General features: G+C 31.2%; 22 protein-coding genes and 1 other RNA gene. 12 read left to right on the plus strand and 11 right to left on the minus strand.

Going from position 1 to position 24,556, the window contains the following annotated elements; translation table 11 throughout:
• Nucleotides 1-26: 26 nt before the first annotated feature.
• The 3 genes from GFV01_RS09600 to ssrA form a co-directional block, all read right to left on the minus strand.
• On the minus strand, nucleotides 27-1,256 hold the full coding sequence (locus tag GFV01_RS09600) for a hypothetical protein (protein WP_160567030.1): 1,230 nt from the start codon (nucleotides 1,254-1,256) through the stop codon (nucleotides 27-29).
• Nucleotides 1,253-3,160 carry a type VI secretion system Vgr family protein gene (locus tag GFV01_RS09605; RefSeq protein WP_160567033.1) on the minus strand — a complete coding sequence of 636 codons (1,908 nt, stop codon included), beginning with the start codon at nucleotides 3,158-3,160 and terminating at the stop codon, nucleotides 1,253-1,255. The genes GFV01_RS09600 and GFV01_RS09605 overlap by 4 nt, the downstream gene beginning before the upstream one ends.
• Before the next feature lie 423 nt (nucleotides 3,161-3,583).
• Nucleotides 3,584-3,984: a transfer-messenger RNA gene (gene ssrA / locus GFV01_RS09610) on the minus strand.
• 448 nt (nucleotides 3,985-4,432) lie between these two features.
• Here ssrA and dnaN point away from each other — a divergent pair.
• From dnaN to trpS, 9 genes are all read left to right on the plus strand, one after another.
• Nucleotides 4,433-5,548 carry a DNA polymerase III subunit beta gene (gene dnaN, locus GFV01_RS09615; RefSeq protein WP_105297308.1) on the plus strand — a complete coding sequence of 372 codons (1,116 nt, stop codon included), beginning with the start codon at nucleotides 4,433-4,435 and terminating at the stop codon, nucleotides 5,546-5,548.
• Between the two features lie 88 nt (nucleotides 5,549-5,636).
• A complete protein-coding gene (gene pheT, locus GFV01_RS09620) occupies nucleotides 5,637-8,057 on the plus strand; it encodes a phenylalanine--tRNA ligase subunit beta (RefSeq protein ID WP_160567036.1) in 2,421 nt (806 codons plus the stop codon).
• Between the two features lie 10 nt (nucleotides 8,058-8,067).
• Nucleotides 8,068-8,844 carry a Rossmann-like and DUF2520 domain-containing protein gene (locus GFV01_RS09625; protein WP_160567039.1) on the plus strand — a complete coding sequence of 259 codons (777 nt, stop codon included), beginning with the start codon at nucleotides 8,068-8,070 and terminating at the stop codon, nucleotides 8,842-8,844.
• On the plus strand, nucleotides 8,834-9,361 hold the full coding sequence (locus tag GFV01_RS09630) for an HAD-IIIA family hydrolase (RefSeq protein ID WP_160567120.1): 528 nt from the start codon (nucleotides 8,834-8,836) through the stop codon (nucleotides 9,359-9,361). Before GFV01_RS09625 ends, GFV01_RS09630 begins: the two co-directional genes overlap by 11 nt.
• A gap of 345 nt (nucleotides 9,362-9,706) precedes the next feature.
• Entirely contained in the window at nucleotides 9,707-11,206 is a 1,500-nt protein-coding gene (gene cls / locus GFV01_RS09635; RefSeq protein ID WP_160567042.1) for a cardiolipin synthase, read from the plus strand.
• Between the two features lie 232 nt (nucleotides 11,207-11,438).
• Nucleotides 11,439-14,834, plus strand: coding sequence for an isoleucine--tRNA ligase (gene ileS, locus GFV01_RS09640; RefSeq protein WP_160567045.1), 3,396 nt, complete (start codon nucleotides 11,439-11,441; stop codon nucleotides 14,832-14,834).
• A gap of 2 nt (nucleotides 14,835-14,836) precedes the next feature.
• Nucleotides 14,837-15,214: a TraR/DksA C4-type zinc finger protein gene (locus GFV01_RS09645; protein ID WP_105297303.1), complete on the plus strand. Its 378-nt coding sequence runs from the start codon at nucleotides 14,837-14,839 to the stop codon at nucleotides 15,212-15,214.
• Between the two features lie 5 nt (nucleotides 15,215-15,219).
• Nucleotides 15,220-15,861 (plus strand): lipoprotein signal peptidase, encoded by a 642-nt coding sequence (locus tag GFV01_RS09650; RefSeq protein ID WP_160557437.1) that lies wholly within the window; start codon nucleotides 15,220-15,222, stop codon nucleotides 15,859-15,861.
• 133 nt (nucleotides 15,862-15,994) lie between these two features.
• Entirely contained in the window at nucleotides 15,995-16,960 is a 966-nt protein-coding gene (trpS, locus tag GFV01_RS09655) for a tryptophan--tRNA ligase (protein ID WP_160567048.1), read from the plus strand.
• Nucleotides 16,961-17,140: 180 nt separating this feature from the next.
• Here the strand turns inward: trpS and GFV01_RS09660 are convergent, their stop codons facing one another.
• The 7 genes from GFV01_RS09660 to GFV01_RS09685 form a co-directional block, all read right to left on the minus strand.
• Nucleotides 17,141-17,809 carry a GIN domain-containing protein gene (locus GFV01_RS09660; protein ID WP_160567051.1) on the minus strand — a complete coding sequence of 223 codons (669 nt, stop codon included), beginning with the start codon at nucleotides 17,807-17,809 and terminating at the stop codon, nucleotides 17,141-17,143.
• 99 nt (nucleotides 17,810-17,908) lie between these two features.
• Nucleotides 17,909-18,268 carry an arsenate reductase family protein gene (locus tag GFV01_RS09665; RefSeq protein ID WP_160567054.1) on the minus strand — a complete coding sequence of 120 codons (360 nt, stop codon included), beginning with the start codon at nucleotides 18,266-18,268 and terminating at the stop codon, nucleotides 17,909-17,911.
• A gap of 436 nt (nucleotides 18,269-18,704) precedes the next feature.
• Nucleotides 18,705-18,866, minus strand: a complete 162-nt coding sequence (locus tag GFV01_RS09670; protein ID WP_160567057.1) for a hypothetical protein — start codon at nucleotides 18,864-18,866, stop codon at nucleotides 18,705-18,707.
• Nucleotides 18,867-19,289: 423 nt separating this feature from the next.
• Nucleotides 19,290-19,592 carry a hypothetical protein gene (locus tag GFV01_RS09675; protein WP_160567060.1) on the minus strand — a complete coding sequence of 101 codons (303 nt, stop codon included), beginning with the start codon at nucleotides 19,590-19,592 and terminating at the stop codon, nucleotides 19,290-19,292.
• Between the two features lie 416 nt (nucleotides 19,593-20,008).
• On the minus strand, nucleotides 20,009-20,917 hold the full coding sequence (locus GFV01_RS09680; protein ID WP_160567064.1) for a hypothetical protein: 909 nt from the start codon (nucleotides 20,915-20,917) through the stop codon (nucleotides 20,009-20,011).
• 292 nt (nucleotides 20,918-21,209) lie between these two features.
• The gene (locus GFV01_RS10090) at nucleotides 21,210-21,383 is read right to left on the minus strand and encodes a hypothetical protein (protein ID WP_185150349.1); all 174 of its coding nucleotides are present in this window, start codon (nucleotides 21,381-21,383) and stop codon (nucleotides 21,210-21,212) included.
• A 175-nt stretch (nucleotides 21,384-21,558) separates the two neighbouring features.
• The gene (locus GFV01_RS09685) at nucleotides 21,559-21,747 is read right to left on the minus strand and encodes a hypothetical protein (RefSeq protein ID WP_160567068.1); all 189 of its coding nucleotides are present in this window, start codon (nucleotides 21,745-21,747) and stop codon (nucleotides 21,559-21,561) included.
• 103 nt (nucleotides 21,748-21,850) lie between these two features.
• Here GFV01_RS09685 and GFV01_RS09690 point away from each other — a divergent pair, with 103 nt between their 5' ends.
• The 3 genes from GFV01_RS09690 to GFV01_RS09700 are packed head-to-tail and all read left to right on the plus strand — an operon-like array spanning nucleotide 21,851 to nucleotide 23,643.
• A complete protein-coding gene (locus GFV01_RS09690) occupies nucleotides 21,851-22,453 on the plus strand; it encodes a sigma-70 family RNA polymerase sigma factor (protein ID WP_160567071.1) in 603 nt (200 codons plus the stop codon).
• Nucleotides 22,443-22,844 carry a hypothetical protein gene (locus tag GFV01_RS09695; RefSeq protein ID WP_160567074.1) on the plus strand — a complete coding sequence of 134 codons (402 nt, stop codon included), beginning with the start codon at nucleotides 22,443-22,445 and terminating at the stop codon, nucleotides 22,842-22,844. Before GFV01_RS09690 ends, GFV01_RS09695 begins: the two co-directional genes overlap by 11 nt.
• Nucleotides 22,834-23,643 (plus strand): ImmA/IrrE family metallo-endopeptidase, encoded by an 810-nt coding sequence (locus tag GFV01_RS09700; protein WP_160567077.1) that lies wholly within the window; start codon nucleotides 22,834-22,836, stop codon nucleotides 23,641-23,643. The genes GFV01_RS09695 and GFV01_RS09700 overlap by 11 nt, the downstream gene beginning before the upstream one ends.
• Nucleotides 23,644-23,661: 18 nt before the next feature.
• Here GFV01_RS09700 and GFV01_RS09705 read toward each other — a convergent pair whose 3' ends face one another.
• On the minus strand, nucleotides 23,662-24,096 hold the full coding sequence (locus tag GFV01_RS09705; protein ID WP_160567079.1) for a hypothetical protein: 435 nt from the start codon (nucleotides 24,094-24,096) through the stop codon (nucleotides 23,662-23,664).
• Nucleotides 24,097-24,556 lie beyond the last annotated feature (460 nt).

Below are 24,556 nucleotides of genomic sequence, written 5' to 3' on the forward strand. Positions count from 1 at the left end.
GTAAAATAAGAAAAATTTTATTTTTTTCATAATGTTAAATAATCTAACGATTGGTAAATAATTTCAGTTTCAAAAGGCTGATAACCGTAATGGTGTTGTAACCAAAAAAATGCTGATAGGCTATGCACGCTCCCTTTTATGACTCCATTAACGTCATCCCAATCTGCTCCGTACCAATCGCCTATATACATTTTTGTTTTTACCAAACATATCCCCGGCTTATCTTCTTCAATTTCCAAGTCTACCTTTATGGTTTGAGTTCCTCCCATCAATCCATAATAGTCATAACCTATAATATGCCAAGGTTGATTGAAATTAGGAAGAGCTTTAAATTTAATCATATCTTGAAATATTTTCATAATTTCATTACCATTTTTTGTATATAAGGTACGCTCTTTAATCAAATATTTAATTACTTCTAAATATTTATCAAAATATTCCCTAAAGGGTCCGTATTCTTTTAAGTCTTTGGAAATTTTAGAGTTTTCATCAAAGCTTAGTTTTTTTCCTTTGCCATTATAAAAGTTATTAATTACCTTATCCGCTACCTCTTTCGATAGAACCCTGCGGGTTCCTAATAATAAATTTTCATAACTTTCTTTTATACTTTTCAGAGACTTATTCCTTACACTATTTATATTCACCCAACCCAATCTATTTGCATGTTTTTTAATCTGTTCTTCTGTTATTTTTCCATACTCTGTAGCAAATCCGGATTGCAATTTACCCCAATTCTTTATTCCTTTATAATAAAATTTCTCTATTCCAATTTTTAGAGATGATTGTTCCAATCCCACATGACCTATATTATAGTAAGCATAAACTATTATGTATGAAGATTTAATATTTCGATCAACATTAATTATAATTTCTTCCTTTCCGTTGACTTGCGGATAATTCCAAAATATTGACTGATTTTCATACTGTGTTGCCCAACGGATTTGATGCCGTTCTATCGAAGTTGGAGAACGATTGTATTTTACTATTTTAAATTTATAATAAATTCCTTTTTTAATGCAAGAAACTTTCTGTCCATTTTCATCAAAAGGTCCGTCCAGTTTTACCACGCGCAAAGGTAGTGGAGGGGTATAATCATTTAGATATTCAACTCCGCCCTGCTCTCCTATCATTTCTACTTTTTTGGCGGAATATAAAGTCAAATTATCATGGGTTGCCTCTAATATAAGAGATTTTTTTGCCCTTTTTATACTCTCTCCCCCTATTTTGCGTACGATATTTCCTCCTCTAATTGTCATTTTAAATCAACTTGTTGTGCACTATTTGATTGTACTGTTTTTCCACTTCTTAAACGCAATTTTTCATCTTCGCTTCCGTATATTCCTTTTTTTGAAGTTTCTTCAATATTTAAAGCATCTGAAGTTCTACTTTGTCCTGCAGCTTCATAAATATTAGCGGCGGTCAAACTATAATCTTCTCCCACCATCAGGGATACATTTTCTCCTGCATTCATGGTTATATTTTGAGAAGCATTTACCGATATATTCCTGGCGTCCATATACAAAGTTTCTGGGGCATATACTTTGATATTCCCTTTTCCATCCAAAAAAATTCTATTTCCGCTTGGATCTTCCATTAGTATCGTTCCCTCGGAATCATTAAATATTATCTTAGTCCCGCTTCGGGTTTGTATCACTTTAATATCATTTCCTTCACTATAATAGGCGGCTATTTCTCCTCCATTATAAGCCGTTCCTAATACTACGGGTGCTTCGGCATTTCCTCCTTGAAAGGCACACAAAACGGTCTCTCCTTTCTCCGGATTCATATAGGTACCTTTTCCTCCTCCCGCATGAAGCTGTATTACCTGTATCCACGGGGTTTGACTGTTGCTTTCTTTCTGCCAACTAAACTGCACGCGCACTCTTCCCATTTTCAACGGATCTTGATTATCTGTAACCGTAGCATGTTGTATTGAAGCTTTCGGATAGGCTCTTCCGTTGTAAAACGGTGGAACGGTCATGTCCTTGGGAATGCCTGTAAAGGTATTTTCATAGCCCTCTCCGTCTGCAAAGCGGTGTTCAATTTCGATGATCTTATATGATTCAATCGGTATTCGACCGTCTTTAAATATTTCATGTTCAGGTATCCACACCATCATCTTGGCTACATCTCCGATCCGCAATTGGGGATTGTTACTCACTCCTTCTACATAAACTAAATTTTGTCTTTTCTTTTTTTCAACCTCCATTGAATCTTCTATTTCCTTTGAACCGTTTGGTAATAAGCTTTGTTCATAATGGAATTGAGGTACTGTGTGATACAGGTTTTTTGAATAGGCTAAGGCATGTTGTTGAAAGGGATTGGTTGAACCGGGATGAGATTTAGGATTAGCGGTTAAAATATGCTCTGTTTTCTGTAGGGAATCATAGGCCGTAAATTTAAAATTCTGAGGTCCGATTCCCAGTTTTAACTCATATTCAAATACGTCTTCACCTTCCATTAATTCTATGACCCTTCCCCCCCATGAACTATAGCAATATTCTTCACCATTGTAATAAAAATATTCACCATAGCGTTCGCTAAGTTGTTGGATAAAGGCTAAATCCGTACAATTGTACTGTACGGTATAAGGTAATCGTTCTTTTTTATTGGGATTGAATTGAAAGTTTATTAAGTTTCGGGAATAGGGTTTTATTATTTCTTTTATAATTTCTTCCTGGGTTTGGTTTTCAAAACTTCTGCATTGTAATCCGCTTTCCATCAATACCTCGGGAGACGTACCCCGAAATACCAGCTGACGTATGCCTTGTTTTTTGGGTAGAGATATTTGTGTAATCAGGCCCGTAAAAAGAGAGGCTGTTTTTCCATACTGGCGAAATTCAAAAGTTATTTTTTTTCCTAAGTATTCTTTAGTATTTTGGTAGATATATGTCTTTTTATTTTCTCCGAATTCGTCCGGATCACAATAGAGTGTAAAAGTGTGTAGCTGATTAAGCTTTTGCTTTAGCTCTAATTTTATACTGGTTTTGGTAAAATATTCAATTTCGTTGATACGTATTTTCACGGATACTAAATGAGTTTTTCCATAGACCTCTTCTTTAGTTCCTCCGTATTTTGCATAATATCTAACCTCTTTTTGAGGCGGGTTTAATTGAAAGGAAGGCTCTGTACCTTCTTCATAATTTGGAGTGGTTTTCATATAATAAGTAGTTTGTTTTGTTATTAAACAATAATAAACAAAGATACTAAATATTTAGTTATTGAAATAAATATATTTGAAAAATAGAAATAAGTAGTGGTAAAAATGCCAATTATATGGTTTATGAGATAGCAATAAGATCATTTTATATGTATGTGTTTTTTAATCAAACAATCTAAAAAGTATAAAATTTAAGTATAGGATAGGATCAATATTAGTTATTCTTTAAACAAAAAGTGAAATTCAAATCTTACTTCTTTCGGTATTATAAAAAAGAACTTGACGAATACGAAAAAATCGTGAGTCTCATTGAATCTATTTAAAAATGTAAAAAATAATTAAGAATAATAGTATTCCCGAAGATGAAAAACTTATCTAAAAAACCATAAAAAACGAAAAAACCCGTTATTTAAACGGGTTAAAAAGTGGAGATGGAGGGATTCGAACCCTCGTCCAAACAAGCAATACGCAAGCTTTCTACATGCTTAGTGAATTATTAATTTTCGGCTGATTGCTGAGAATTCACACCCCACAAGCAGCTTATCATCTAAATTTTCGAACAGAACCCGATGCGTGTCCTGTTCTATCTCCGCATTCCCGTGCCTCTTAACCAAACGCCGCAGAGAAGGGCTTTTGAGAGACATTTAGCTTCCTTACCTGGTAAGGAGATCGCTTGGACTTACTATAATTCGGTCGTATTAAGCAGCTAAAGCGTATTCTTCGTTGCCAGTTATAAGTTTGTAACGGAAGTTTAACGAGATTACCTTACGTGACTCGACATGCTTACTTACCCATTGATCTTGCTGTCAAAACCGGTCATCCCCAATGGATAAATCTTCAATATTAATTGGCAAATATAATCATTTTAACTTAATTATAGGTCAAAATGGATCCCGTATTCCTTTAAGCACTATATATATTCAATTATTATTTTTAAATAAATTAAAGATTTGAAAACAAAATAAGATATAAAACCATACATCTAAGCTTTTACTAAATCAATTAAAAACAGGGAGATTGGTATTAAATTTCATCATAACAAAATTGACAGTAAAAAATAATTTTCTAAATATTTTTAAAAATAGAAATTATCTTTTTATTATAATTATAAAAATTTAAATCCCTAAAAATAAAACAATATATCATAAAGAATTTATAATTTATATATTTTTTAAAATAGATAATATGATTTTTTCAATAAAAAATAAAAAAAAAGAGTTTGATTTAGAATGAAAAAAACTAATTTTGTAACTATTAAGAAAAAATTCATATATGAAATTCATAGTTTCAAGCGGAGAATTATTAAAAGCATTACAATTAATAAGTGGAGTTACCGGAGGAAACTCATCTTTACCTGTATTGGAAAATTTTTTATTCGATCTGGATTCTGATAAATTAACCATCTATGGATCTGATGGTGAAACAACCATGAAAACCAGTATTGAAGTTCAAAGTACAGATAAAGGAAAAATTGCGGTTCCTTCAAAACTGCTTACCGATACAGTAAAAACTTTTTCCGAACAGCCGCTTTCCTTTTCACAAGAAGGAAATCAACTCGAAATTGTGGATGAAAAAGACAACTACTTCATAGCATTGGATGATGTAGACCAGTACCCTACCCTACCCGAATTAGACACAGACAGGTCTATTACCATGAAAGCCTCCGTTTTAGGAGAAGCGGTCGCCAATACTATATTTTCAACCGGTAATGACGCCATGCGTCCCGTGATGACCGGGGTATTATTCCAATTTACTAATTCGGAATGTCGATTTGTAGCAACCGATGCTCATCGATTGGTAAAATATACTCGTAAAGATGTATCGGCCAATGAAGATATAGAATTCATCATGCCTAAAAAACCGCTTACACTATTGAAAAATGCCTTGATTGCATATGATGATGAGGTTATTATTGAATTTAATGAAACCAATGCTCGGTTCACTCACAATGAAACTCAATGGGTTTGCAGGTTGATAGACGGTAAATATCCAAACTACGATGCCGTAATTCCTAAAGAGAATCCGAACGTATTGACTATAAACAGGCAATTATTTTTAAGCTCTCTAAAAAGAGCCGCCCTTTTCTCTAATAAATCAACTTCACAAGTACGTTTAGCTTTAAATGGAAATTTACTTAAGCTAAGCGCTGAAGATGTTGATTTTTCAAATAAAGCGGATATGAGCCTTCCTTGTGATTACAATGGGGAAGAATTAAAAATAGGATTTAATTCCAAATTCTTAAATGAAATGCTTAACAACATTTCTTCGGAAGACATTACTCTTGAAATGTCTACGCCCAATCGTGCGGGAATTATTAAACCTGCAGACGGATTGGATGAGAACGAAGACATATTAATGTTGGTAATGCCTGTTATGCTTAATAACTAAATAAATTTTAAAATATAAACCACTTTTCTCGCTCTTATGTAAATAAATTATTTACATAAGATTTTTTTAATATAAATAGTTAAAATCAATGAAAATTTCTTATAATTGGTTATGTAAATATATTAAGACTGATTTATCTGTTGAAAAAATAGCTTCCATACTTACAGACACAGGTTTGGAAGTGGAAGATGTTGAAGAAATTGAATCTGTCAAAGGCAGTCTAAAAGGTGTAGTTGTCGGTGAAGTCATTGAATGTGAAAAGCACCCGAATGCAGACAAGCTGAAACTAACTAAAGTGAACTTAGGGGATCAAGTCGTTCAAATTGTTTGTGGGGCACCTAATGTAGAAAAAGGCCAAAAAGTACCTGTAGCCACTATTGGTACTTCCTTATATTCCGAAGACGGAAGCGAATTTAAAATTAAGAAAAGTAAAATACGAGGGGAAGAATCTTTCGGAATGATTTGTGCCGAAGATGAATTGGGCTTAGGCAAAAGCCATGAGGGCATACTCGTACTTGATTCTAATTTAAAAGTGGGTACTCCGCTCAATGAGGTGATCCCTGTTTCTAAGGATTATTGTATTGAAATAGGGCTCACTCCCAACCGTACGGATGCTATGTCTCATTATGGGGTAGCTCGTGATTTATATGCGGCGCTTAAAAGCAGAAAAATCAAGGCTGAATTGCAACCAATCATTTTCGAAAATTTCAAATTGGATGAAGCAAAAGGAAACCCAATTAGCGTTGAAGTGGAAAATCAGCAACTCTGCCCTAGATATTCGGGTATATATTTAAAAAATATTGAAATTAAACCTTCGCCGGATTGGTTACAAAACCAGTTAAGAATCATAGGATTATCTCCTATAAATAATGCAGTAGATATAACTAATTATATATTACATTCCTACGGACTTCCTCTTCATGCATTTGATGCCGATAAAATTGGCGGTCAAAAAATAAAAGTGGGAACAGTACCGGAAGGAACTGCGTTTACTACATTAGACGGAGTAAAAAGAAATCTATCCGATTCCGAATTACTTATAAAAGACGCTCAGGATACTCCTTTATGCTTGGCCGGTGTGTATGGCGGATTAGAATCCGGAGTTTCCAATGAAACTAAAAATATTTTTTTAGAAGCTGCTTACTTTGATCCGGTTTCTATTAGGAAAACCTCTAAAAAAGAAGGGTTAAATACCGATTCATCTTTCCGTTTTGAAAGAGGTGTAGACCCTAATTATACCCTGATTGCTTTGAAAAAAGCCTGTGAGCTTTTTAAAGAGTTAACCCATGCAACCGTTGTTGGAGAAATGATAGATATATATCCCAATCCAATAAAAAACGTAAATACTATTTTAAGGTATCATAAAATCGATCGAATATTAGGAAAGAAAATCCATAGAGAACAGATCAAAGAAATCTTAAAATCATTAGAGTTTACTATCATCAGCGATACAAACGAAGTTTTGGATCTTATAGTACCGGCTTATCGTGTAGATGTGACGAGGGAAATAGATGTTATTGAAGAAATTGCACGAATCTATGGGTACAATCAAATTGACATTCCTGAAAAGTTTTCGTTTGCTTATGAAAATAAAAATGCCTTTGATGAAGAATTTCTTGAAAACACGATTGCTAACCAATTAAAATATAATGGTTTTAACGAAATCATCAACAATTCGTTAACGTCTCGTAGAGATGAAAACACCCAATACGTGGAGCTGGTTAATCCTTTAAGCACAGATTTGTGTGTAATGAGGCAATCCCTGGTATATGGCGTATTACAAAGTATTTCATTTAACAGCAATCGTAATCAGAAAGAAATTAAGTTTTATGAATTCGGAAAAACCTATTTTAAAAATTCCGCGGGAACTTATATTGAAAATAAAAAACTTTCGGTAGCTTTATTCGGAAATTTCCAGGAAAATAATTGGATTATTCCTCAAAATACTTCTACTTTTTTTCATTTAAAAGGAATTGTAAGCCAATTACTTACCGGTTTTAACATATCCATTGATGAAAAACCATTAGAGTCTTCTTCTCTGTATAAAGACGGCATCGAACTTTTTGTAAACGGATCTTCTTTAGGTAAACTAGGAAGTATCAATCCTAAGCTTTTAAAAGAATTCGGACTAAAAGGTAATGTATTTTATGCAGAATTGGAATGGGAAAAATGGGTGGATCTTGCCTCTAAGAAAAAACCTTATAAATTAGCTGAAATTCCTAAATTTCCGGGCTCAACCCGAGATTTAGCCCTTTTACTGGATAAAGATATAAAATATTTTGACTTATATAAAGCGGCCTTTGAAACAGAAAAAAAATTGCTTCAATCCGTAAATCTTTTTGATGTTTATGAGGGCAAAAATCTACCTGAAGGCAAAAAATCATACGCATTGAATTTCTTCCTTCAAGATGAAAATAAAACCCTTACGGATCAAGACATTGATAAGGTTATGAAAAAATTGTTAGATCGTTTTTCAACCCAGTTTCATGCCGAATTAAGAAATAATTAATGATGAAAATATGCATAAAAATGTTGTAATTCTAGGGGCCGGAAATGTTGCTTATCATTTAACCAGAGCCTTACTTGAAAATACGGTGAATGTCGTACAGGTTTTCAACAGAACTCTGGATAAAGCACAAAATTTTGCAGAAGATTATAATATTAATTATACAGATAAAATTTCAGAAATTGTTAAGGCAGACATCTATATTATCTGCACTTCAGATAAGGCCATTTCCGAAATATCTTATTATGTACCATTTGAAGATTGTTTAGTTGTCCATACTTCCGGATCGATCCCCTTATCTGCGCTTAAGGGTAAATACAGAAAAGGAGTCTTTTACCCTTTGCAAACCTTTTCAAAAAAAAGAGCGTTGGAATACGATAAAATTCCTTTTTTTATTGAAGCAGAAAATAAAGACGATGAAACTATTCTTTTAAATTTGGCTAAAAGAATTTCTGATGAAGCCTATGTTGTAGATTCAGAAAAGCGATTGAAAATACATATGTCGGGCGTATGGGCCAACAATTTTACCAATCATCTACTTTACATAGCCAATGAAATTTGCCGTAAACAAGATATACCTTTTGAGATTTTAAAACCTTTGATAAAGGAAACTTTTGAAAAAATAAATGATGACATTTCTCCGTATGACGCTCAAACAGGACCGGCAAAAAGAAATGACCAAGTTGTTATCCAAAAACATTTATCTATCTTAGAGTCTGATTCCAATTTATTCCAAATCTATTCTCTACTAACTAATTCCATTTTAGAAACTTACCATGATAAATTATAAAGAAAAGCTCAATCATATTAGCGCATTCGTTTTTGATGTAGACGGAGTTATGACCGACGGATCCATCATTCTCATTAATAACGAAATGATCAGAAATATGAATACTAAAGATGGATTTGCCTTACAGTTTGCTGTAAAGAAAGGTTATAAAATTGCCGTAATTACCGGAGGAAAGGATGCCTCTGTAGTGAGCCGACTCAACTATTTAGGTATAACTGACATCTATCTTGATTCTAAAGATAAATGGGATGATTTGGAAGATTTCCTTTACAAATACGGATTGAAACCGCATGAAGTTTTATATATGGGAGACGATCTGCCCGATTATGAGGTGATGAACCAAGTGGGAATTGGAGCAGCTCCCAAAGATGCTTGTCCCGAAATTCTTTCCATTGCAGACTATATTTCACCTACTAAAGGCGGAAAAGGTTGTGTGAGAGATGTGATCGAACAAGTTTTAAGAGTAAATGGCGATTGGGATTATCTCGAAACAAAAGACACTACTGCTTCTATATAAACAACTTATTTACATAAGTTTTAGGATGTAAAATTTTTTTAGATCCCTAAATAAAATAACCAATCTTGTTAATCTATTTGTTAGCAATGGATAAAATCATACGCTTTCAATCAGGTTGTTCAAATTTAATTTCCATCCTATTACCAAAATTTTTACACCACCTACCATCTCCATCAACTATGTTGTTTTAATATAATTAGATGTATTACAAATAAAATTTATCATAAAATAATTAGTATTCACCAAACATACAATCTATAAACCGCAAAATTTGAATTATAAATGTTAAAAATTATTAAATAATTATATTAATTAAATTTATAAGAAAATTTTCGTTTCAAAAATATGGATAAATTTATTGCATGGTTTAAATCTTTAAACTTTGAATATCTTTCAATACTAGGGGCTGTTCTTTATATACTTGTTATTATTTATACCATCTTTAAAATAATCAAAAATACGGAAAATCCATCCAAAGCTATCGGTTATTTACTTATAGTTATAATCCTTCCCATTATAGGGGTAATATTATATTTTTCGATTGGAATGAACTACCGATTGGAAAAATTGTATAAAAGAAAATATACACACGATCGAAACTTCTATCAGATACTCAGAAATCAAATAAATGAACATACCGAAAAGAGAATCAACAAATACAATAAATTACTGGAGGGTAAAACTCACTCAATAAGAATGTTATTAAAAGATACTTCTTCTGCTCTTTATGTAGCCGACAATACCAAGTTGCTTATCAATGGTGAAAATAAATTTAAAGAGGTTATTGAAGAATTAAAAAAAGCAACGAAACATATCCATATTGAATATTATATTTTTGCTGATGACCGTATTGGAAACGAAATTAAAGATATTTTAATACAAAAAGCCAAAGAAGGCGTAACCGTACGATTTATTTATGACGATTTTGGAAGCCATTCCTTGAACAAAAGAATGATAAAAGAACTGCGTGAAGGCGGCGTACAAGCCGCTGCTTTTTACAAAATTAAACTTTATGCTTTTGCCAACCGAATGAATTATCGCAATCACCGTAAAATAATAATCATTGATTCTAAAGTTGGTTTTATTGGTGGAATTAATGTTGACGACCGATATATTAATACTCCGAACAGCAAACTATTTTGGCGTGATACCCATTTTATGGTGAAAGGAGAAGCGGTGAACGGACTTCAATATAATTTCATAACCGATTGGAATTTTTGTTCCGGAAATGACGTCGATCCTTTTGACAAAGACTACTTTCACGCGTCTAAAGATATCACCACTAAAGACGAAAACCCCGAACTTCTTCAGATTGCTGCCAGTGGTCCGGATAGCGATCGAGCAACTATAATGCTTGTATACAACGGAATTATAATGTCCAGCCGAAAGAGGCTTTATTTAACAACGCCTTACTTGATCCCTAATGAAACTATTGTTAATGCTTTAAAGTACGCAGCTTTAAGCGGAGTGGACGTTCGGATTTTGGTTCCGTATAAATCGGACAGTATCATTGTGAATGCAGCTTCGTGCGCCTATTATAAAGAGTTATTAGCCTCGGGGGTTCGAATTTACAGGTATACGAAAGGATTTGTACATGCTAAAACCATAATTTCCGACACCAATCTTTCCGTTATAGGATCAGCCAATTTGGATATGCGGAGCTTTGATTTAAATTTTGAAATTAGCGCCTTAGTTTACAGCGAAACCATAAACCGGGAACTTTACGATGCTTTTATGGAAGACATTGAAAACAGCACGGAAGTTTCCTATAAGGAATGGTTAAAACGAAACCGATGGGTAGATTTAGGTAATTCCATAGCTAAACTTATATCACCCCTTTTATAAAAAAATGATTAGTTAATTCTTCAAGGTTAACAAATATTTTAGGGTATAACAATCCCTATATACGGTAATTTAATTGATCTGTATTTTTAAAAAATATGAGTTTTTTTTTAGTTATAAATCGCTGATTGTAATACAATAAATTAGTTTTACTATACAATTAAAGTCCATTTAAGATAGACTTTTTTTTCGTATATTCGCAAATCAATTTTTTTCGCATTTGTTTTAAAAGAAAATGAGCAATAAATTTCAAGAATATAAAGAATTAAATCTAAATAAATTTGCAGACGAAATTTTAGAATTTTGGAAAAAAAATAATATTTTCCAAGAGAGTATAAAATCTCGTGAAGGCAATCCCCAATTCGTATTTTTTGAAGGACCTCCTTCAGCTAACGGAATGCCGGGCATTCACCATGTAATGGCTCGTACCATTAAAGATATTTTCTGCCGATACCAAACATTAAAAGGAAAACAGGTCAATAGAAAAGCCGGTTGGGATACCCACGGTTTGCCCGTTGAACTTGGAGTTGAAAAGGAATTAGGTATTACCAAAGAAGATATTGGTAAAAAAATAACTGTTGAAGAATACAACAAGGCTTGTAAAGAAGCAGTTATGCGATATACCGGTGCTTGGAACGAACTAACTCAAAAAATAGGTTATTGGGTAGATTTAAATCATCCTTATATTACTTACGATCCCAAATATATGGAAAGTGTTTGGTGGTTGTTGAAACAAATTTACGATAAAAATTTACTTTATAAGGGTTATACCATTCAACCCTATTCTCCTAAAGCTGGAACAGGGCTTTCCAGTCATGAGTTGAGTTTACCCGGTGCATATAAAGATATTACAGACACGACCATTGTTGCTCAATTTAAAGCAATTAAGGAAAGCACTACTTTATTTAACGATATTCAGGGCGATGTATATTTCTTGGCTTGGACTACCACACCGTGGACTTTACCTTCCAATACGGCGTTGACTGTAGGAGGATCTATTGATTATGTATTGGTAAAAACATTTAATCAATATACTTTTGAACCCATCAACGTTATACTCGCTAAAGAATTAGTAGGAAGTCAGTTTTCAGGTAAATTCGTGCCTGCTGAGTCTGATGTCGATTTTCAAGAGTATACATCTGAAAATAAAAAAATACCTTATCGAATTCTTGCCGAATACAAGGGGAAAGATTTAGTTGGAATAAAATACGAACAACTCCTTTCTTGGACATTACCGTATGTAGATGCGGATAAAGCTTTTGTAGTAATAGATGGAGACCATGTGACTACTGAAGACGGTACAGGTATTGTTCATACTGCTCCTACTTTTGGTGCAGACGATGCGAAAGTTGCAAAAGAACACGGGGTACCCGGTATGTTGGTTCTTGATGAAAATCAAAATCCTGTTCCTTTAGTGGATTTACAGGGTAAATTTATTTCAAGTTTACCTGAACCTTTTGCGGGAAAATATGTTCGCATTGAATATTATAACGATAACGAAGCTCCGGAACGTTCAACTGACGTTGAAATAGCCATACTTTTAAAGACCGAAAATAAGGCTTTTAAAGTAGAAAAATACAATCACAACTATCCTCATTGTTGGAGAACAGACAAACCTATTCTTTACTATCCTTTGGATTCTTGGTTTATAAAAATTACGGAAGTTCGTGATCGAATGACCGAATTAAATCAAAGTATCAATTGGAAACCTAAATCAACGGGAGAAGGTCGTTTCGGTAATTGGCTGGAAAATGCTAATGATTGGAATCTTTCCAGATCAAGATATTGGGGTACTCCCCTTCCTATTTGGAGAACTGAAGATGCTAAAGAAGAAATCATTATTGGTTCTATTCAGGAATTGATTGATGAAATGGAAAAATCCGTAAAAGCCGGATTTATGTCTAAAAATATTTTTGAAGATTTTATTGTAGGTGATTTTTCCGAGGAAAATTACAATAAAATAGATCTTCATAAAAATATTGTGGATCAAATAGTTCTTGTTTCAGAGAGTGGAAAGCCCATGAAGCGAGAAAGTGATTTGATTGATGTATGGTTTGATTCAGGAGCTATGCCATACGCTCAATGGCACTATCCTTTTGAAAATAAGGAATTAATAGACGAACGAAAATACTATCCGGCAGATTTTATTGCTGAAGGAGTAGACCAAACTCGCGGTTGGTTCTATACTTTACATGCAATCGGAACCATGATTTTTGACAGCGTAACTTATAAAAATGTTGTTTCCAATGGGTTGGTTTTGGATAAAAAAGGAAATAAAATGTCCAAAAGTAAAGGAAATGCTGTTGAGCCTTTTGAAACCTTAGCTATGTATGGGCCGGATGCTACTCGATGGTATATGATTTCCAATGCTCAACCTTGGGATAATTTGAAATTTGATTTGGAGGGCATTGACGAAGTACGCCGTAAAATATTCGGAACTCTATATAATACCTATTCATTCTTTGCTTTATATGCCAACGTGGATGGATTCAGTTATAAAGAGGATGATATACCTTTTAAAGAAAGAAACGAATTAGATCAATGGATCCTATCCGAACTTAATCTTTTGATAGATGAAGTGGATTCTTTCTATACCGATTATGAGCCAACCAAAGCTTTACGAGCAATTAATACTTTTGTTATAGATAATTTAAGTAATTGGTATGTGCGCTTATCAAGAAGACGTTTTTGGAAAGGAGAATATTCCAATGATAAGATTTCTGCTTACCAAACTCTTTATAAATGTTTGGATACTATTGCTAAATTAATGTCTCCGGCAGCACCTTTCTATTCCGATAGATTGTATCAGGATTTAAATGCAGTTACGGGAAAAGAACCTTATGCATCGGTTCATTTAGCTTATTTTCCGATCAAACAGGAAAATGAAATCGATTATTTATTGTTGGAAAGAACTCATTTAGCGCAAAAAGTTACCACTATGGTATTTTCTTTGCGTAAAAAAGAAAATATAAAAGTTCGCCAACCGTTGCAAAAAATTATGATTCCTGTTTTAAGTAAAAATGACAGGGAAAATTTAGAATCCATAATACCTATAATAAAACAAGAGGTCAATGTAAAAGAAGTTCAATTATTGAACCCTGAAGAAGCTTCTGATATTATTGTAAAAGCCGTAAAACCTAATTTTAAAACGTTAGGACCTAAATTAGGTAAAGACCTTAAAGCCGTTAGCCAACAGCTCCAACAATTATCTTCTTCTCAAATTGAAGAGTTGGAAAAGTACGGAACTATAACTCTGTCCGGCTACGAACTAAACTTGGATGATGTTGAAATTCGCACACAAGATATTACGGGATGGTTAGTTGCCAATGACGGCAAATTAACCGTTGCACTCGATATCACTATCACACCTGAATTAAAATCTGAGGGAATTGCTCGAGAATTGGTAAATAAAATTCAAAATCTCAGAAAAGAGAATGGATTGGAAGTTACCGATAAAATATCTTTAGAAATTCAGGCGAATGAGGAAATTGAAAAATCCGTTAACGAAAATATGGAATATATATGTTCTGAAACATTAACACAGAAATTAACTTTTGTAAGTAACACTACCGATGGGACGGAATTAGACATTAATGAAATTAAAATTAAAATCGTACTAAAAAAAGTGTAATTATGACTGAAGACAGACTTAGATATTCTGACGAAGAACTTGAAGAATTCAAGATACTTATTCTTGATAAAATTGAAAAAGCGGAAAATGATTTAACTATGCTGAAAGAAGCGTTTGTTAATGATTTAAATAACGGAACGGATGATACCTCTCCTACTTTTAAAGCTTTTGAAGAAGGTTCGGAAACCATGAGTAAAGAAAGTAACTCCCATTTGGCGGCTCGTCAAGAAAAATTTATCCGTGATTTGCGAAATGCTTTAATACGAATTGAGAATAAAACATACGGAATTTGCAGGATTTCCGGGAAATTAATAGGTAAAGAAAGATTGAAAGCGGTTCCTCATGCTACCTTAAGTATTGAGGCTAAAAACAATCAATAGTAAGAATGAAGAAAGTCTTATGGATAACATTTTTTATCCTTTTATTAGATCAAGTATCAAAAATTTACATTAAAACTCATTTTCATCTTCATGAGGAAATAAAAGTTTTCGATTGGTTTTATCTTACGTATGTTGAAAATCCTGGTATGGCTTATGGAGTGCAACTTGGAGGATTCATAGGTAAAATAGGCCTGAGCTTATTGCGTTTGGTATTAATAGGCTTAATGGCTTATTATATCAACAAATGGTCTAAAAAGGCTAATACTTGGTATTTTATCATTCCGGCAGGATTAATTTTTGCGGGTGCAATCGGGAATTTGATTGACAGTACTTTTTATGGAGTCCTTTTCGATTCGGGTACAACTTATAACTCGGTTGTGAAGGATTGGTACGGATATTCGGGAATTTCCAAGCTTAATTTTAAAGGATATGCTCCTCTATTCGGAGGATGTGTCGTGGATATGTTTCGTTTTCCTCTTATAGACACTTATTTGCCTGAATGGTTTCCTATTTGGGGAGGTGAAAGGATTCAATTTTTTAATTATATATTTAATGTTGCCGATTCTTCCATCACTCTTGGTGCGATATTTCTCATAGGTGTTTATTTCTTCAAACCCGGTATGTTTCCTAAAGAATGGATGAAATAGTCCTGTGTAAAAAATTACTCCATTTTGTATTCTCATGCGGGGTCTAATCTTTATATGGTGTAATAAAAATGCATAAGTTTTTGAACTTTATATTTTAAATGTAAATTTGCATTTTATCATATAAAATATACACATGAGAGTTTTAACAGGCATACAAAGTACGGGTACTCCACATTTAGGCAATATATTAGGAGCCATTGCACCGGCTATTAAGCTAAGCAAGGATCCTTCTAATGAATCATTTTTCTTCATTGCCAATTTGCATTCCATGACGCAAATCAAAGATGCTGAAGTCCTTAAACAAAATACGTATGAAATAGCGGCAACCTGGCTCGCATGTGGTTTGGATATTTCCAAAACTTATTTTTACAGACAATCAGACATCCCCGAAGTAACGGAACTTATGTGGTATTTGCTTTGTTATTTCCCCTATAGCCGTTTGGCTTTGGCACATGGTTTTAAAGATAAAGCCGATCGTTTGGAAGATGTAAATTCCGGGCTGTTTACTTATCCTATGCTTATGGCTGCGGACATTCTTTTATACGATGCACAAATCGTTCCGGTAGGTAAAGATCAATTGCAGCATTTGGAAATGACTAGAGACGTTGCTCAAAAATTTAACCATGTACACGGCGATGTTTTGGTAGTCCCTGAAGCCAAAATTCAAGAAAATACGATGTATGTACCCGGAACTGATGGAAATAAAATGAGTAAATCCAGAGGAAACACGATTCAAATTTTTGCTCCTGAAAAAGAGTTAAAAAAACAAATTATGTCTATTGTAACCGATTCTACTCCACTGGAAGAACCTAAAAACCCGGATACATGTAATGCGTTTTCAATATTTAAATTGGTAGCCACTCCTGAAGAAGCGGAACTTATGAGAGAAAACTACTTAGCCGGTGGTTACGGATACGGACATGCAAAAAATGAATTATTTAAAGTTCTTCTACGTGAATTTAGTGAAGCCAGGGAAAAATATAATTACTATATGAATCATATTGAGGAACTTGAGAATATTCTTAAAGAGGGAGCTGAAAAAACTAAAAGCATAGCATCTGAAACACTGAAAAGAGTTAGAAAGTCTTTACAATTTTAAAATTTTTCAAAAAAAATTGCAGCAAAAATATCTTTTGCTACAATTTAAACTAAACTAATTAAACTAATATTTAAATTCTTGTGTAAAAGGATACAATTTTAGTTTAATTATTTTTTTCCTGCAATTCTTTATAATAGATTTTATCTATAGCTGTATTTAATATTTTTATATAAGTCATATTTAGTATATATTCACATATCCGCCCTCGATATCTTTTTTAACTACTTCCGCTCCTCCATAGACATTAATATCTCCCCCATCTTTTATTTTGGTTTCAACTAATCCATTAGAATAAACAGATGCTGTTCCTCCGGAAGTAACTGCTACTGCAATTTTGTTTGAGCCCACTTCTTTTGCATCGTAGGTGCCCCCGGATGTAATTTGAATATTTTGATGGTTTGCCAATCCTGAAACTTTGATTTCTCCTCCTGATTTTAGCTTGGCATGTATTTTGTTTACTCCAACAAGAACGGTAATCTTCGAACCTTCAGTAGCCCCGATATTTAATAGATTTTCTTCTAATTTATCATGACCGGTTATTGTTGATCCTTCGTAAGCATGTATATTATTTAACTTTTTATAATATACCTTTACGTTTACCTCATCGTCGTTCTCTAATTTCAACGTATCCATTCTAATAATTAATTCTCCGCCTTTTTTAACGATTTTTACGTCATCTTTTTTTACTCCGCTGATCTCTACTTTTTCTTCCGGTGAGGAAAGTAACGTCACAGGAATTTTATCATAAACACGCAAAACGGTAAAACTTCTTAAATTTTTAACTATTGCCTGAGCAGAAACAATCTGTATAAAAATTATCCCAAATAAAACAAATAAAAATTTCTTCATATACTTTTTTGAGATAGAATTCAATAATTAAGCCATAACTTCATTATGATTACTATATTATCAATAAGTATATTCTTATAAGGGGTATTGATGATTAGTTTAGCCTAGTAATGCTTTTCTCCATTCTTCTTCTTTAAATCCTACTAAAATAATAGAATCACTTATCACTAAGGGACGTTTTACCAACATTCCGTCGGTAGATAGAAGTGATAAGAGTTCGTCTTCGCTGCTTGTTTTTACTTTTTCTTTAAGGTTTAATTCTTTATACAGTTTGCCTGATGTATTAAAAAATTTGTTAAGCGGCAATCTTGATTTTTGATACCATTCTTTTAATTCTTCTTTCGTTGGTCGTTCTTTTGCTATATTTCTTTCTTTAAATTCTATGGTATTATCTTGCAACCATTTGATTGCTTTTTTACATGTGCTGCATGTGGGATAGCATAAGATTGTTATTTTCATATCTTATATTTTTATGAAGTCAAATTTACTTTTTTTATGTGTCTAAAGTCTATTAGTAATAGTTTAAAAATTAACAAAGGGGAAATTATTTAAATTTAGCTGGATCATTAGCTTTCAATTAAACCGGCTTTAAGTATTGCTGGATTGATCAAATGAAGTAAATCTTATTAAATGAGAATTACTACAATACATAATCGGTTTTTTGTAATGTGAACATTAATGATCCGCGTTATAATTTTAAGGTAAAAAAGTTTATAAAAATTGAATGCAGGAACTTTCTTTTAAAATGTAAAATTCAATAACTAACCTTTTTCTTATCATCTATCTTCTTTTGAAAATGTGGCTCTATTTATACCAGATAATTTATCAATATTTCCTTTATTTTACCCAACCACTCATACATTCATTGTAGTAGAATTTCAACTTATTTATTAATTTAATCTAATTCAACTACTTTCATTGATTTTACCCTTATACTTCCTTCATATAATTCTATTTTATATAAAAGATATTTAGGTTTTTCCATAAAAGATTCATAAATAACAGGAATTACTATATTTGCTTTATTTAGTAAAACATTAGCTTTATAAATTTTCATCCAACTGTCTAAAGGTTCTTATATTTTGATAACATCAAAACATTATCACATATATCCTTTTGTAAATTTCTTTTGGCATATAAACTCTACATTCTTTGCAATTGAGAAACAAGTTCATACCCTTGATTTGTAATTGAGAATTTATCTTCAATGAAATAAATCCTATAGTTTTTAGATAATGAATATCTCAAGTTTAATATTGATACACTATCCTTCTCTTTTTTTATATTAAAGAAAACTATTTGACTATTTAAACCCATATTAAGAGAAGTTGGTTGTACTATAACTATATGACATTATTCATCACTTTGTAATTCTTTAGAGAAAAGAATTGATTTATAAACCTCTTCTTTAGCCTTATTTACATAAGATAATTTAAGTGTATCTATTTGCCCATATAAAAATATATTTATCAAAATAATACTAAGAAAAATTATAAATTTCATCTTTCCCATTATATTTTAGCTTTATAACGTAATTCATTTGAACTAATTTTAAGTAATTGTTTTCATTAATGATTCCTATACCTTGATTTTTTGGATATTTTTTAGGTGGACTAGGATAATTAGTATCTCGACTATCTATTTCAGATTTATATAATTCATCACTTCCATTTAAAAAACCAAATTTCATTTCAACATTTCCCGCCTGACTAACATTTACGGCACAACCAACATATGATTTTTTATCAGGAATTCCTATTTCTCTTCTTTTTACATTACACAATTTAGCTTATGTTGGTACTGGACCTAAAGTATTTTTTCTTTCTGTGTTAACATACCATATTGATCAGTTAACTTTAATAATATATGTTCAGTAAATTAATATTAATGGAAAAGTCGAAGTTATAGTATTTAGAAAATTTAACTTTCTTAATAAATCATTACATCAATCTAAAACATAATTAATCGAGCCTTTTATATTATTCGTATTTTAAAATTTATCCTACTACCTTTTCTTTTAATAAAATATGTTTCAGAAAAAATTAGTAAATACCACAAAGATTTCTTTACCTTAAAGAACTTGGATATAAAAATGAATTATAAATACAACAACTTTCATTATAAAAGTAATTGTGTAAAGCTTAAACTTTAAAACGATATATTTAAATTTGATAAATAATGCATAGAATATGGGGTTTATTATTCCAAATCGCTCAAGTCAAGTTCTGGATAATGTTCTTTTGCATATCTAACAAACTCATCAAGCGACCCTTGAAATCTTATAACAAACTCAATAAGTTCATCTTTCGGTTTTCTATATGCTTTGTAAATTTTCTTTACAATAGCTTTTTTAGTACCATCTTTCATCTGTGATATAAATTTAGCATCGGAAGGAAGTGGATTCTTATTATTCAGTATTTCAATTGAAAGATAATTTTTCGCTATAAACCAATTATATAAATTTGAATATTCACGTCCACCACTTATGATAAATTTAGGTAATAAAATAATGTATTTACCTTTGTAAAAAGGTAGATTAACACTTTTAACTTCCCATTTTTTAGTTATGGCATTATAGAATTCAATAGAAACAGAACTTACTGATATTTTATATTTTTTGCATATTTCAGAAGTGAAACTGGCAAAAATATCTCTACAAACATTTGCTATAATATCAGACATTATATCCTGTCCAATACCTTTTACTAAGAGTAGTACAAAATGAGCATCATTCGTAACGTTAACATTTTGTTTGGCAAATCGGTTATTTCTTAATGCATCAAAAATAGTGACTGCCCTTGTATTTGAAACTGCTTTTCCTTTGTTTGTTCCCGAATATCCTAAATGATATTCATTAGGCTCGTGTAAATGAGATAAGAATTCCTTACCCTCAATTGATTTATTTGGCTTTATAAAATCGCTATTTAGCTTGGATAAAAACTGGTGCATTTTCTCATAAATATCTAATGCTAATTTATTTCCTAACTTATTGTTTTCAATTAAGAAGGGACAAATAAATGCTGTTAAATCCTCATCTATTGGAATATTTACAAAATCAATATCTTGTTTCTTCAATTTTGTAAAATGACTGTTAAAAGTATTTTTCATATTAGTAATTCATTAAATTTAATTTTTATTAAAAAGGGGCGTTTCACCCCAATCATTTTTTTATTTGTTCTTGATGATACTAATAATCCGATAAATAACAACATTACAAAATCTTTGATTGCTAATAATTTTGCATTTACAACTATCAAATAAATGTAACTATATTCATATCAAAAAATTACATCATCTTTAATTTATAAAAATTTCTGTATAAACAATAATTTTTAAATTTATCAATATGCTTTTCACTTCTGGTTGAAAAACTTAACCAAACACTTTCTAAGTTGTATCACTACTTTTCTTTACGGACACCATTGAATGGTTTGTTGTTAGAAGTTTTAACATCCATAAATCTACCCGTGTTTGTGTCACGTTTTACCCAAGAATTAGTTTTTGGGTTGTAGGTTTGTGAACGTTCTCTAACAGCTCCTTTTCTTGAATTGTCCCTTGGTGGATTTGTCGCCATCGTTTACATTCTTTTTGTTAGACAATCTCCATTCAGAGTCGTGGAGTTTCACTCATGATTTCTAATATATGATATTAAGTTATCTAAATAATTTTTATCAGTTTTATTTCTGTCTTTTTTCAAATATTCAGTTATACCCTCTTTAACATAATATACATTTGCTCCTCGTTGCCATTTAGGATTCCTCCCATAAAATGGTTTTTATAGAATATCCTATTTTTAATAAATAAATCACTTCTTCTTCAGTTCCTACGCTACCCGACGAAACTGTTTCTCCATAAACAATATGAGGTAAAACTTTCATTACATTTCCATTTGAATCTCTATTTACGTGAGATATTAAATAATCAGCCCATATAGCCATAACAAATTCTTTTTTATTATGTTACATATTGTAATGCTATTTAATTTTCATAAATTGCCATATTATTGGAAATTTTTAAAGAACTTTTAGCATTATATTGTAAATGGGTATAAATAACCGAGAAATAGCTACTTCTAAAGAAATATGCGCTGCCATTGAGAAAGCTATGACAAAAGAGTTTTATGAGTTACTAGTAAAGTATTCTCTAAAAAGATTAAGTACTTTTTTCAACATTAAATATAATTTTGAAAAAGGAATAAGAGGAATTATGATTCAAGATATGATTCAAGAAACTTTAGAAAGATTAATAAAGGAAGGAGGGAGAAATTGGTATAAAGATAGATTTAAAGATATTAAACGGCAAATCATTAGTTCACTTGACAGTGTTATATATAATACTGTTTCTACACATTTAAAGAAAGATAATGAAACATTTGAAATTCTTGAAAACAGTGAAATTGAGATAACCGATAATGAAGAATATAACAATCTTCTTGAAATTTGTCATAATGAACTTAAACGATTAGATTTAACAGACCATGAAATATTACTATTTGAACCTTACATAATTCAAGGAATGAAAAGACAAGTCATATCTGAATTATTAGGAATTTCATTAAATGAACTTACAAACATTAAAAAAAGGTTAGATAGAAAATTACCATTACTAAAAAATAAATTAAAGGGATTGGGATATGAAAAGTAATTTTATAAAAAAGATAGACAAAGTAATTATTAATCAAACTTTAGAAAATGATTTCACATCTTTAGATGCTGAATTAGAGTCATTGGAATATAATATAGATGAGATAAATAATTTTTCTGAAAAGATGTATAAAAGACAATCATTTTTATTGAAAGGAATAATTAACAAGCAAAAAGATATAAATCTTTTAGATAAGGCTTCTCTTATGCTTCAACAAGCAATAGAGGAAAATATTGATAAGCCTGTGAGTTATTTAAAAAATTTAATTCAAAATAATCAATTTCAAATTCAATATAGAAATCTGGAAAGTTTAACAATTGATGAAATTAAGGAAATCATAAAAGACCAAAACTTATTAGAATTTATAGAGAAATTAGAAAATGAAGACTAATAACAGAGGAACTCTAAAAGCAAAAGAGTTACTTGAAGAAATTGGATGTGATGATATTTCTGATTTATCAATGGATATACTGGCTTCGGGTCTTGGTGCAACTTTAATTATGGAACCACTAAAAAATTCTGATGGAAAAATAATAAGAGGGAATAGTAAAACTTTAATCAAAATTAATTCTGAAATCCCTTACAAAGAAAGGATTCGGTTTACTATAGCCCACGAATTAGGTCATTTTTTACTTCATGACAAATTAAATTTAGAGGTTCACAATGATAATAATAATACATTAAACTGGTTCAAATCAACTGAACAACAAGCAAGAAAAGGAATACAGGAATGGGAAGCTAATGATTTTGCATCAGAACTATTAATGCCCGAAAAAGTGTTTAGGAAATTTGTGGAAAATAAAAAATTTTCGCCATACCTAGTAAAAGAAATAGCTTCATATTTTAAGACAAGCCTTACTTCTGTTGTTTATAGATTAGTTTCTTTAAACATTTATCCGTTATTCATCGTTTCAACTCATAATGGGAAAGTATCTTATTGGAATAAATCTGAAAATTTCTGGATTCATGTTAAAGATATTACAAAATTAGCACCTCCTAAAAATTCGGTTACACAAGAATATATTGAAGCTGATTATGATTTTATTTACAAAGACACTGAAAAAGCACAACTCATTTCAAAATCTGTATGGTTTGAATTAAAATCTTTTGAAGAGGATTCTATTTTTTATGAATATTGCATTCCTACAAAACAATACAAATCAATTATTAGTATAGTTTGGGAAGATTGATTACTTTACAGGTTTAATTTAAAGTTTATCTTCTTCTCCTTCTATCTTAATTTCATTAGTACTGTTAACTAGTTCTGACAAAACTATAAATTCATATCTTTTTATGTATTTACCTAAAGTTGAATATTTCACCTTTAAATTCTCTTTTTTTAATCTTAATGTCCCATCATTTTTTATTTTCTTCTCTATCTCATCAAATTTATATCCATATTCAGACTTATCAACATAATATATTGAACAATAAACATCATTTTTTATCCCTATTCCTTGTGTGGTAGTTTCTCCTAAACCAAAACCAACTATATATTTATTTGTTACATCTACTTTATAATCTTCACATAATTCATATATCGCATTAATATTAGAATGCCCATCTAGTTGAATCACTCCCGTTAAATCACCATACTTTGTATTAACATATTTTTTTATTAAATCTAATTTATTAGAATCCATAATTTTACAATATTTAATTTTTAATAATTTTCTATTAACAAGGTAAAAATATTATCTTATTTGAGCAAATTTTTTTTTATACTATAATATTTTATAAATTATAATTCATTCAGATTAGATGCTATCATTTTTCCTTCATAATTTTTGCCTGAATCATCGGAATAAACCATTTTTACCATAACAACAAGACTATTTCAAGAAATCACAAATTATTTCACCTTCCGATAACCTTAGAATTCTATTTATTAATTTACAAAAGAACAAACTAAGAAAAAGTAAAGCTTTCTTATTGTACATCATTTTAATCCACAACTTTTACTGATTCAATCTTTCCCTTTTTTAGAAAATGCGTCCTTATTAAGCATATATTTTTTCTATTTCTTTATTTTTTTATTCAAGTAAATAATCATAAGACTCACTTTCAATAAGTTTTTAAAAAAAATAAAAATATATAGCTTAA

Source organism: Apibacter sp. B2912 (genome assembly GCF_009827835.1).
Classification (GTDB): domain Bacteria; phylum Bacteroidota; class Bacteroidia; order Flavobacteriales; family Weeksellaceae; genus Apibacter.